This window comes from Mesorhizobium sp. P3_A9, assembly GCF_056402975.1.
On record NZ_JBFUGJ010000227.1, the window covers coordinates 1 to 9,928 of the forward strand.

Annotated in this window: 14 protein-coding genes; 7 read left to right on the plus strand and 7 right to left on the minus strand. The window is 62.3% G+C overall.

The genetic code is table 11. The annotated features are described in order from the left end of the window. Positions 1–170: 170 nt before the first annotated feature. Complete coding sequence (locus tag AC1DX0_RS24555; RefSeq protein ID WP_477222688.1) at positions 171–410, plus strand: hypothetical protein; 240 nt, start codon at positions 171–173, stop codon at positions 408–410. 186 nt (positions 411–596) lie between these two features. Here AC1DX0_RS24555 and AC1DX0_RS24560 read toward each other — a convergent pair whose 3' ends face one another. Beyond that, the gene (locus AC1DX0_RS24560; protein ID WP_477222689.1) at positions 597–794 is read right to left on the minus strand and encodes a hypothetical protein; all 198 of its coding nucleotides are present in this window, start codon (positions 792–794) and stop codon (positions 597–599) included. Between the two features lie 199 nt (positions 795–993). On the opposite strand from AC1DX0_RS24560, the gene AC1DX0_RS24565 reads away from it, so the two are divergent. From AC1DX0_RS24565 to AC1DX0_RS24575, 3 genes are all read left to right on the plus strand, one after another. Further along, positions 994–1,209 (plus strand): hypothetical protein, encoded by a 216-nt coding sequence (locus tag AC1DX0_RS24565; protein ID WP_477222690.1) that lies wholly within the window; start codon positions 994–996, stop codon positions 1,207–1,209. 148 nt (positions 1,210–1,357) lie between these two features. Further along, complete coding sequence (locus AC1DX0_RS24570; RefSeq protein ID WP_477222691.1) at positions 1,358–1,552, plus strand: hypothetical protein; 195 nt, start codon at positions 1,358–1,360, stop codon at positions 1,550–1,552. 341 nt (positions 1,553–1,893) lie between these two features. After that, positions 1,894–2,625: a Crp/Fnr family transcriptional regulator gene (locus AC1DX0_RS24575; RefSeq protein WP_477222692.1), complete on the plus strand. Its 732-nt coding sequence runs from the start codon at positions 1,894–1,896 to the stop codon at positions 2,623–2,625. A 27-nt stretch (positions 2,626–2,652) separates the two neighbouring features. Here AC1DX0_RS24575 and AC1DX0_RS24580 read toward each other — a convergent pair whose 3' ends face one another. Then, positions 2,653–3,006, minus strand: a complete 354-nt coding sequence (locus AC1DX0_RS24580; RefSeq protein ID WP_477222693.1) for a hypothetical protein — start codon at positions 3,004–3,006, stop codon at positions 2,653–2,655. Between the two features lie 80 nt (positions 3,007–3,086). Then, positions 3,087–3,395, minus strand: coding sequence for a hypothetical protein (locus tag AC1DX0_RS24585; RefSeq protein ID WP_477222694.1), 309 nt, complete (start codon positions 3,393–3,395; stop codon positions 3,087–3,089). 258 nt (positions 3,396–3,653) lie between these two features. On the opposite strand from AC1DX0_RS24585, the gene AC1DX0_RS24590 reads away from it, so the two are divergent. Together AC1DX0_RS24590 and AC1DX0_RS24595 are read left to right on the plus strand one after the other, a co-directional pair. Then, positions 3,654–4,418, plus strand: a complete 765-nt coding sequence (locus AC1DX0_RS24590) for a helix-turn-helix domain-containing protein (protein ID WP_477222695.1) — start codon at positions 3,654–3,656, stop codon at positions 4,416–4,418. A 215-nt stretch (positions 4,419–4,633) separates the two neighbouring features. Continuing rightward, the gene (locus tag AC1DX0_RS24595) at positions 4,634–5,299 is read left to right on the plus strand and encodes a GntR family transcriptional regulator (protein WP_477222696.1); all 666 of its coding nucleotides are present in this window, start codon (positions 4,634–4,636) and stop codon (positions 5,297–5,299) included. A 28-nt stretch (positions 5,300–5,327) separates the two neighbouring features. Here AC1DX0_RS24595 and AC1DX0_RS24600 read toward each other — a convergent pair whose 3' ends face one another. Together AC1DX0_RS24600 and AC1DX0_RS24605 are read right to left on the minus strand one after the other, a co-directional pair. After that, complete coding sequence (locus AC1DX0_RS24600) at positions 5,328–6,329, minus strand: NADP-dependent oxidoreductase (protein ID WP_477222945.1); 1,002 nt, start codon at positions 6,327–6,329, stop codon at positions 5,328–5,330. A 91-nt stretch (positions 6,330–6,420) separates the two neighbouring features. Next, on the minus strand, positions 6,421–7,236 hold the full coding sequence (locus tag AC1DX0_RS24605) for an oxidoreductase (RefSeq protein WP_477222697.1): 816 nt from the start codon (positions 7,234–7,236) through the stop codon (positions 6,421–6,423). A 108-nt stretch (positions 7,237–7,344) separates the two neighbouring features. Between AC1DX0_RS24605 and AC1DX0_RS24610 the strand changes: the two genes are divergently transcribed. Beyond that, entirely contained in the window at positions 7,345–7,914 is a 570-nt protein-coding gene (locus AC1DX0_RS24610; protein ID WP_477222698.1) for a TetR/AcrR family transcriptional regulator, read from the plus strand. A gap of 91 nt (positions 7,915–8,005) precedes the next feature. Here the strand turns inward: AC1DX0_RS24610 and AC1DX0_RS24615 are convergent, their stop codons facing one another. Together AC1DX0_RS24615 and AC1DX0_RS24620 are read right to left on the minus strand one after the other, a co-directional pair. Further along, positions 8,006–9,055, minus strand: a complete 1,050-nt coding sequence (locus tag AC1DX0_RS24615) for a class I SAM-dependent methyltransferase (protein ID WP_477222699.1) — start codon at positions 9,053–9,055, stop codon at positions 8,006–8,008. 153 nt (positions 9,056–9,208) lie between these two features. Beyond that, positions 9,209–9,928, minus strand: a 720-nt coding sequence (locus tag AC1DX0_RS24620; protein WP_477357148.1) for a helix-turn-helix transcriptional regulator, incomplete at its 5' end; no start/stop codon positions are given.

Sequence of the window (9,928 nt, forward strand, 5' to 3'; positions counted from 1 at the left end):
CAATTAGTTAGTATGTTTAGCCGGTGATGAAACCCAGGCACTATGAGTATGTGGCGCAACAAAAGTGTTTGACTACCTCGGAACCAAATAGGCCATTGGCAAATTGTGGAACAGATAAGTCACTTACTCATTCGGCTCACCGGCTGGATTGCCGGAAGCAGGAGGCCATGATGACCGACAATCTTGAACGCCCCGAACGGCTGCAGGTGATGCTGAACGAAGAGGAATTCGCGGCGCTCGACACATGGCGTTTCGACAAGCGCATGCCGAGCCGCGCGGCTGCAGTGCGTGAACTGCTGCGCCGTGGCCTGGCTGCCGAAGGCTTTCTGCATGCCAACAGCGGCACGCGTTCCGGGGATTTCGGTCTTCTGAGCGGCGAACAGGGCGCTAGCAAGACGAAGCCTTCGTAAGAATATCAGCCTATCGCGTCGACGTCGGCGCGATGGCGTCCGCCAGGGCCTCGAAGCTTAAAACCTCGCTCAGCATTTCGACAGGGGCAGCCAGGCCCTCAAGGGTGGCGCGTATGCCCAACGTCACCATTACAAGGTGATCTTCAGCCTTGCCGTTGTCGTTCGCCTGCCTAGCGGCGGGCGGCTTCACTTGCGGATGATCCACTCGATGAAGCCGGTATCGACGTGAAGGCTGCCGGTGAGGTCGCGCATCATCGCCGTGGCGTGCTCCACCCATTGCCCTTCCGGCAATTGCAGTTCGGCGATCGATGCCTTGAAGGCATTTCTCAAAATGTGGGAATCGTGAGCGGATATCATGCCGCCCGGGCCTTGGTCGTCTTCCATCCGATGTCTCCCGGCAGGGCGGGAGTACAGGAACTCTCAAGCACCAGCGCCCGGTTCGTGGCCGGTGACATCTGAGTTCTAAGGCCATCGTGCGCGCACACAACAACAAATGTGATGTCGTTTCCGTACCGAGTCCCGGCTGCTGGAACATTTTCCTTCGGTCCGCATTTTCAGTGCCACCGAAGCAAAGGAGGATGCCGTGGCCCGACTGCCCCAGGACAAGGACCGGATTGAACGCGCCACCCGCGAGTCCCAAACGATCATTGATCTGGAACGTCAAGCTCGTGAAGCCAAGACAGCCCGGCTGCGGGCCCAGCGGCTCTCTGCCGACGCCCCTGCTCCTGCCCCACCTGCTGCGTCCAGGCGCAAGAGCGCAACTGGCAAAGCCCCGCGAAAAATCATCGACGCCAACTGACGCCACGCGGATACTTGCGGAACCGGCAAGATCTCTTTGGGCACGATCCAGCCCGCAATGTCCAGGGCCACTCCCGTTCGGCGATGCAAGTCAATTCACGGTGGAACGTTGGTCCTGCTTCAGGGTTGTAACCCGAGGAGGGCCGCCTGTGCCGGATCAACCCAGCATTGTCGAGACCTTGCGGACTGTCAGGGGGTTCCTGAGCCTGGCGCGAAAGGCGGTTATCGATGCGCGCCATCTCGAGGCGATGATCGAGATCGATACGCTGATGCAGGTCGCGCAGTCGGAAACCGACAAGCGGATTGCGAGCCTGGAGCGGGCCGCCGGCTTGTCCAAGCCATGATCTGCTCAGACACATTTTCGGAAAATCCGGGGATCAAGTCGAGCAGCCTGCAACAGCCGTCTGGTCGTTAGCCGGCGGATTTTCTCCGCCATCCTCCAAGTCAAGCCTTCGCGCAATATGTCGGTTTCGTACCAAGAGACGTTTGGTACGTTTCCGACACTAACTTTGACGTCGATCTTTTCGTATGCGAGCGGCTGTGGGGGACGCCGTGCATCGAATTCCAGACTGTATTTGTAGGTTTCTTCGTTCAAAGCCCCTATATCTGAGCGATCGTCGGCACGTTGATACGGGCGCGGACGGCTGGGAGATCGGATGGCTCTTGCCCTGCATGGGGCCGCGCCATGACTAAACCTGATCTCGACCGAAATCATCACTACCGAAACCAATTGCTGCTGCACATGAGCGCGGATGATCTGGCGTTGCTGGAGCCGCATATGCAGCGCTGCGAATTACCGCTGCGCATGATGCTTGTCACGCCCCATGTCCCGATCGAGGCGGTCTATTTTCTCGAACGGGGCATTGGCTCGGTCGTCGCCAGGACGACGAGCGGCCACGAGGCGGAGGTCGGCTTCGTCGGCTTCGAAGGCATGACCGGAACCGCCCTGGTGATGGGCGACGACCGTTCGGCGCATGCCTGTTACGTGCAGCTCGAAGGCGAAGCCATCCGCATCGATGCCGCGCCTTTCAACACGGCCCTTGCGGCAAGCCCGACCTTGCGCCTGTTCCTGCTGCGCTTCGTCAACGCCCTGCACACCCAGGCCGGCTGTACGGCGCTGGTCAATGCAAGGCTGAAACTCGAGGAGCGGCTGGCGCGCTGGCTGCTGATGTGCGACGACCGGGTGCCCGGCGAACGCCTTGCCATCACCCACGAATTCCTTTCAATCATGCTTGGCGTGCGGCGGCCCGGCGTGACTGTCGCCTTGCAACTTCTGGAAGGCCGCGCGCTGATCCGCTCGCGCCGCGGCGAGATCGTCATTCGCGACCGCGCCGGGCTGCTGGAACTCGCCAATGGCGGTTACGGCGAACCCGAAGCGGAATATATCAGGCTGATCGGTGAGATCATGCCGGGCTGATCGGAACGATCATCGCCGGCCGACACATCAAGCGTCGGCATTCCCACCGGACGTCCCGGCATCCGACGCCACCGGACTTTCGCCACGCCCGATCTCGTCGCTTGCCTCCATCACCACCAGCCGCGCTGGCGGCGAATAGGGAGGCATGCTGATCTGGTGCCACAATCCGTCGAACTCTTCCGCCGTGCCCGGATGCTCGAAGAATGGCACGCGCGGATCGAGCGGCGTCACGTCGAAGCGCTGCCCGGTCCGAGGGTTCTCGACGATGACATGCTTGTCGAGAATGTCGCCTGGAGACATCAGCCAGCCGCGCAACACCCGCCAGTCCGGATGTTCAGCGACAAAATCATGGCTGTTCTCATGCGCGTCGTAGCCGTCCATGGGAGACGAACCCAACTTGACATATCTGTAAGGTATCAAGACCGCCGCACGGCTGCCGGCGCGAAGTCTGGCGAAAAGGCTCAAGGCAGGCGCCGCACGCGCGTCGCTGCCTTGCCGGCGTCCGGCTTGGCCGCCCTTGCCTGGAAGCGGGCAACAGTGCCGCTCGCGCCGACTGGCGCATCCCTGCCAACAGGCGCATCCCTGCCAACAGGCATGCCGGCATGCTCGAGGCCGGCGAGCTTGCACTTCGTCTGCTCGGCCGCCGCGCCGATCAGGCAATCGATGGTGAACATGGTGCCGGCATGGTTGCTTGCCGCGACCGTCTGGCGGATCTTGCTCAATTGAGTGTGAGTATAGTCGAGAAGATCGATGAGCTCTGCATTGTCCAAAGCACTCTCCATCATTCGATGTCGAGACGCCGATCTAGGTCGCTCTTCGTACTAAATTACGCCCATTCGCCTGACTTGCATAGGCGCAGAGTACGAAACCGTACAATTTGCGCATTTCCGCAACGACTAACGGATGCCGACCAATAGCCGCCGCGTATTGGCCTAAGGTCCCATTCGCAGCAACGCGATGTTGTGCAAGATTGCAGCAATATAAGCAATTGCTGAACAATGGTTCGGACGGCTGTCGAGGGGCGTGTCGTGCCAATCCGCAAGAATCTTGCCGCGAATCTGCGACGGCTGGTTTCCGGCCATGCGTCGGTGGCCGCCGTATGCCGCGGGCTGGACATGAACCGCTCGCAGTTCGAGCGCTATCTGCAAGGCAAGAGCGTGCCCAACCGCGCGACAGCGAAGCTGATCTGCGCCTATTTCCGCATTGACGAGGATGAATTGTACCGCGCGCCGGAACCCGCCGCGCCCGAGCACCCGTTGCTGTCACCGCTCCACCAGACGCTCTACGAGAACATGGTGCGCGGCCCGGCGCCGGCGCTGGCCGGCGGCACCTATTTCACCTACTTCGCGGTTCCGGATCGGCCCGACCTTCTGATGCGGTCGGTCACCTTCGTGCGGCGCGGGGCCGAGCAGGTGACTTTCAGGCGCGTGACCCGCTGGGCCGAAGGCCTCCGCCGGGGCGGAGCGCGGGCGCCGGGCTGGCATTATGGCGTGGCGATCTCGCAGCTGAACTGGATCTATTTCGCCGGCATCAACCGCCGCCAGACCGGCGAGCCGTCGATCGTTGCCGTCCAGTGGGCGCCGTTCTCGGAGCCGGTCCTGGTCGGCAGCGCCTTCGTCCTGACCGGAACGAGGCCGGTCTGCGTCAAGGTCATCATGCGCCAGGAGACAGGCAGGATCAGCCTGAGGCAGGCGCTGCAGATGTCCGGCATCGTCAGCCTCGATGACCCACGCCTCGACCAGCTTGTGGCCAGCCTTGTGCGCGAAGACCAGGCAATTCCAGAGAAAGTGTGAACCGGGTTTCCCGGAAAAGCGCGTAGCGCTTTCCCCACAGGAATTGCGTCAAAACAAAGCGATAGAGCGGTTCGCAGTTTCTTTGAAACGGCGGACCGCTCTGGAGTGGCATCCCGGGTCAACAAAGATTAGCCTTGGCCAACAAGAATTTGTCCGGGCCGGCAAGGTCGGCCTGGCGCCAACAAGGGGTTGGCCGGGGAATACAAGGGTTCGCGATGCTCAACAGCTTCGACTATGGCGGCAAGGAAGCCGACACGGTGCACGCGCTGGAGGAGGACATCATCTTCGGCCGGCTGGCGCCCGGCACGCGCCTGGTCGAGGATGTGCTGCTCGCCCGCTTCCCGGTTTCACGCCACATCATCCGCCAGGCGCTCTACCAGCTGGAAAAACTCGGCATCGTCACGCGCGAGCGCAACAAAGGCGCCATGGTGCGCCGGCTCTCGCCAGACGAGGTGCGGCAGATCTACGAAGTGCGCGAAATGCTGCAGCGCCAGGCGGCGCTGATGATCCCGCTGCCGGTCAGCGACGAACTGATCGCGCAATTGACCGAGATTCATCGCATCTACAGCAGCCATGTCGACGCGGGCTACCTGCGCGGCATCCACGAGGCCAATGACCGTTTCCACCTCACAATGTTCTCGGCCTGCGGCAACGCCTATCTCGTCTCCTCGATCGAGCATTATATGCGTCTCAGCCTGCCGGTGCGGGCCAATTCACTGGCCGACCGGGAAAAGCTCGACGTCTCGCGCCAACACCACGCAATGATGATCGAGGCGCTGAAGCGCCGGGACAATTGGGTGCTGGCGCAGCTCTGTGTCGACCATTTGCAGCCGAGCAAGACGTTTTATCTCCAGGAGATCGAGACGGCACCAACGCTCTGAAGCAACGGTCTTCCTGCGAACACTCTCCCTATCTGACCTTGACGACGACCTTGCCCTTGGCACGCCCGGTTTCGACATAGGCCAATGCCTCGTTGGTCTTCTCGAACGGAAACGTCCGATCCATGACGGGGCGTATGACGCCGGATTCGATGAGCGAGGTGATCTTGCCCAACTGATCGCCCTGCGCCCACATGAACAGGAACGAATACCCGACACCGGCGCGCCTGGCCTTGCCGCGTATGCCGAGGCTCAGCAGGCGCAGGATCAGCTTCAGCACCATGTTCAGCCCCTGCTTGCTGGCAAATGCAGGATCCGGCGGGCCGGAAATGGAGATGAGTTTCCCGCCCGGCTTCAGCACATGCAGGGATTTTTCGAGCGTTTGGGCGTCCTGGCTGTTCAGGACGACATCGTAGCCTTGCAGGATTTTCTCGAAATCGTCTTTCTTGTAGTCGATGACGATATCGGCCCCGAGACCTTTCAGCAGATCGGCATTCGCCGCGCTCGCTGTCGTCGCGACGGTCGCGCCGAGATGCTTCGCCAGCTGGATGGCGAAGGTTCCTACGCCACCGGAACCGGCCTGGATAAACACCTTCTGGCCTTTCTTCAGCCCGGCTGTCTCGACCAGCACCTGCCAGGCGGTCAGGCCCACCAGCGGAGTCGAGGCGGCTTCCTCCATGCTGAGGTTTTTTGGCTTCAGCGCCACATCGGCTTCATCGATAGCGATGGATTCGGCGAACGTGCCGATCCGCCCGTCGCGCGGCCGCGCATAGATTTCGTCACCGGGCTTGAACCTGCGGACTTTCGACCCGACCCGCACGATGATCCCTGCCACGTCATGGCCGAGGATGAACGGCGGGCGATAAGGCACTATCAGCTTGAACTCCCCGTCCCGAAGCTTGGAATCGATAAGGTTCACCCCGGCAGCGTGAATCTCGACCAGGACATCATTGTCCCGCAACTCGGGTTCCGGCATCTCGGCGAGCCGCAGGGCGCCCTTCTTTTGATACTTGTCGACAACAAAGGCTTTCATCATGGTCGCTTTCTAAAAATGATTTCGGTGGCCGGCACGAACGGCCAAGCGATGCTTGCGTGTCGCACAAGCGTGAAGTCAGTGGCTGGGCTCAGACAGGCAGGCGAAATTGCTTGCGCAAGACTTTATCGAACATCGCAGCCGGCGCGAAGCGGCGCAGCATGCTGACCTGCCACGCTGCCTTGCCGGCAGTGTAGCGCCGCAGTGGATGCCTGTCGGTCGCGGCCTTGAGAACCACCTTCGCCACCACATCAGGCAGATCGGCCTTGGGCATCACCTCGCGAAGCAGTGCCTCGACTGCGGCGCGCGCCTGATCATATTCCTCTATGCGGGAATCGGGCTCGAATCCGTTCTGGTCGAATACCGTGCGCACATATGCCGGTTCGATGACCGAAACGCGGATGTTGAAGGCGCGAACCTCGTGGTCGAGCGATTCCGAATAGCCCTCAAGCGCGTGCTTGACGGCTGAATAATGGGCCGAGTACGGCGCCGGGACCACCCCCAGGATCGAGCCGATATTGACGATGCGCCCCTCGCCCAGCCGCCGCATCACCGGCAGCACCGCGTGGGTCATCCGCATGACGCCAAACAGGTTGACGTCGAACAGGGCCTGCGACTGCGAGACCGAGGATTCTTCCGCGCCGCCGAGCAGCCCGACACCGGCATTGTTGACCAAGAGGTCTATCCGGCCGGTCTTGCCGAGAACAGTCGACACCAGGGACGCGACGGACGCGTCGTCGGTCACGTCGCAGACCAGCATCGATATGCCGTTCATGACTTGGCTGGACGCCTTGCGGCTGGTGCCGAAGACAGTGAAGCCGGCGCGTGCCAAAATCTCGGCGCTGGCACGGCCAATGCCTGAGGAGGCGCCGGTGACAACAGCGGTCTTTCCAGAATTCCGGTTCATTTCTGAAGGCTCCAAACGTAAGAGGTCTTGCTTGTGATCATTCATTGAATTATGATTGTAATATCACATTACACTCATAATGCAATAGGGAAACGAGAAGGAGCCATCATGCGCTATGACAAGGGCCGGAAGGACGCATCACGCAGCCGGATCATGGAGGTCGCTTCGCACCGCTTCCGCGGTGACGGCATCGCCGCGTCCGGACTGGCCAGCATCATGAGCGACGCCGGGATGACGAATGGCGCCTTCTATCCGCACTTCCAGTCCAAGGCCGACCTGGTGCGCGAGAGCATGGCATCGGCACTGGAGACCCAGTCGCAGCAATTGCAGGAGGCACTGGCCTCAGGCGGCCTGGAACTGGCGATGGCGATGTATCTATCGCCCGAGCATAGGGATCATCCGGAGACCGGCTGTGCTTCCGCCGCGCTGTTGCCGGAAATCACGCGTCAGCCGCCCGAGACGCGCGCTCTCTACACCGAAAAGCTGCTGACCCTGGTGCGCCAGTTGGCCAAGGACCTGCCGCCGCACACCCGCGATCCGGAAGGCGTGTCGCTGGGCGTCTTCGCCGCGCTCATCGGCGCCCTGCAATTGGCCCGTGCGGTGGAAGGAACGGATTTGTCGGACCGCATTCTGGCCGCGGGCGCGAATGCAGCGCGCACGCTGACCCAGCCGCGGTAAGGGACGAGACATAAGCGTGACCTTGCCGGTTCGAACAGCAGCCCGAACCGACCTTTACCTCCGCCGTGAGAGTGCCGCTTATGTCGGTCTGTCAGGTCGCTTCGAGCACCATGTTGAGCGGCGTCTGGGCGGCCCGCCGGACATGCGAAAAGCCGCCGGACTGGATGACCTCCGTCAGTCGGGTCTCTCCGGCCTGCGCGCCAAGCGCGAGCCCGGTTTCCTGCGCCAGCGAGGTCGGCACGCAGATCATCGTCGACGCCGCGTAGTATAGCCTTCCGACCGGATTGATGTTTTCCTCAAGCGTGTTGCCGGCCATCGGCTCGACCACCATCCAGGTGCCGCCCTTCTTCAGCGCCTGGCGGATATGCGCCGCCGCGGCCTTCGGGTCGCCCATATCGTGCAGGCAGTCGAAGCAGGTGATCAGGTCGAAGTCCCTGCCGCCGAAATCCTGCGCCCGGCCGACCTCGAAAGTGAGGTTGGTCAGCCCGTGCGAGCGGGCATGCGCGGTGGCGGCGGCAATCGAGGCCGGATGGAAATCATAACCGGTGAACCGCGAAGCCGGGAACGCCTGCGCCATCAGGATGGTCGACAGCCCGTGCCCGCAGCCGACGTCGGCCACGACAGCTCCCGCCTTCAGTCTGTCGACGACCCCGTCCAGCGCCGGCAGCCAATCCTGCACGAGTGCATTGACGTAACCCGGCCGGAACAGGCGTGCGACCGCGCAGAACAGGCAGCCGGCCTGATCGCCCCAGGCAACGCCGCGCCCGGTCTTGAAGGCCGCCTGCACCTTCGGCTGGTTCTCGACCATCGCGGCCGCTGTATCGAAGCCACCGATCAGATTGACCGGGCTGTCGGGCTCGGCAAACACGAAGGACTGCTCTGGCGTCAGCGAGAACCGCCCATGCTCATAATGCACGTAGCCGGACGCCGCCTGCGCCGAGAGCCATTCCCTGACATAGCGGGGCGCGCAGCCCGCCGCCTCGGCAAGTTCGTCGGCATTTGCCGGCCCGATCTCCCGCAGTGTCTTGTAGAGGCCGAGCGCGTCGCCGATGCGGACCAGCGGCACGCTGACCGCGCCGCCAAGATCGCCAAGGATGCGGCCAACCAGTTCATTGAGCGTTGCTTCATTGAGTTGTGTCATGTCGGTTTCCTCCTCAAACGGCGCTTTGTCGCTCCGTCGATGCGAGGGATAGAACCCGCAATGGCCCTTGGCATGATGCGCCTGTCCCGCGCGGCCAGGGAATTCGCGGGCCTTACAGGGACAGATGTCCCGCCTTCGCAGCCAATGCCGCCGTCAATCCATCTCAGGCGCCCGGCCCTTGCCGGACAGCGTCATGACGATTGCCTGCGAGCGGCTGTGCACACCAAGTTTGCTAAAGATCACCGACAGCTGGTTGCGCACGGTCTTGACGCTCTTGTCGAGGCGCTCAGCGATCGCACGGTTGTCGAGCCCCTCCGCGACCAGCCCCAGCAGCGCCGTCTCAGCGGCTGTCAGGCCGGCCTCGCGGATGGCCTGCGGCTGCGTGGGCCGCTCGCGCCCGAGGAAGGCGGCGAGCTCGTCCTGGAACACCGCCCAGGCCGGTTCGTTCGGCAACAGCACGTGGTTCTTGCTGTCAAGCGGCACGAAGCGCGCACCGGGAATCGCTGCCGCAAGCTTACAGCCTTCGTCGAACGGCACGCGCATGTCGCCGCGACTATGCGCGATCAGCGTCGGCACGCGCAGCCTTGCCGCAAGGTCCAGAACATCGATCCCCTGCATGTGCGAGAGCAGCTGCGCGGCGACGTCGGGGGTTGCCGTCACACGTTCGAGGTCACCCCACCAGCGATGCTGTTCCGGCGTCCCGTCAGGGATGAATAAATTGGTGAAGAACCGGCAGAATGCCGGGTTTTCGCGTCCCCAGCCAATGCGCACGAAATTGACGAGTGTTTCCGCTTCCAGCCGCTCGGCCTCGGTTTTCGCCCGAACTCTGCCACCCTGGCCGTAAGCGTTCAAAAGCACAAGATGCGACACACG

What these genes read in the sequence shown, in the direction of transcription:
- AC1DX0_RS24595 (WP_477222696.1), top strand. Translation starts at nt 4,634, where the DNA reads ATGCTCAACAGCTTCGACTATGGCGGCAAGGAAGCCGACACGGTGCAC.
- AC1DX0_RS24610 (WP_477222698.1), top strand. Translation starts at nt 7,345, where the DNA reads ATGCGCTATGACAAGGGCCGGAAGGACGCATCACGCAGCCGGATCATG.
- AC1DX0_RS24580 (WP_477222693.1), bottom strand. Translation starts at nt 3,006, where the DNA reads ATGGACGGCTACGACGCGCATGAGAACAGCCATGATTTTGTCGCTGAA.
- AC1DX0_RS24615 (WP_477222699.1), bottom strand. Translation starts at nt 9,055, where the DNA reads ATGACACAACTCAATGAAGCAACGCTCAATGAACTGGTTGGCCGCATC.
- AC1DX0_RS24555 (WP_477222688.1), top strand. Translation starts at nt 171, where the DNA reads ATGACCGACAATCTTGAACGCCCCGAACGGCTGCAGGTGATGCTGAAC.
- AC1DX0_RS24605 (WP_477222697.1), bottom strand. Translation starts at nt 7,236, where the DNA reads ATGAACCGGAATTCTGGAAAGACCGCTGTTGTCACCGGCGCCTCCTCA.
- AC1DX0_RS24600 (WP_477222945.1), bottom strand. Translation starts at nt 6,329, where the DNA reads ATGAAAGCCTTTGTTGTCGACAAGTATCAAAAGAAGGGCGCCCTGCGG.
- AC1DX0_RS24560 (WP_477222689.1), bottom strand. Translation starts at nt 794, where the DNA reads ATGGAAGACGACCAAGGCCCGGGCGGCATGATATCCGCTCACGATTCC.
- AC1DX0_RS24575 (WP_477222692.1), top strand. Translation starts at nt 1,894, where the DNA reads ATGACTAAACCTGATCTCGACCGAAATCATCACTACCGAAACCAATTG.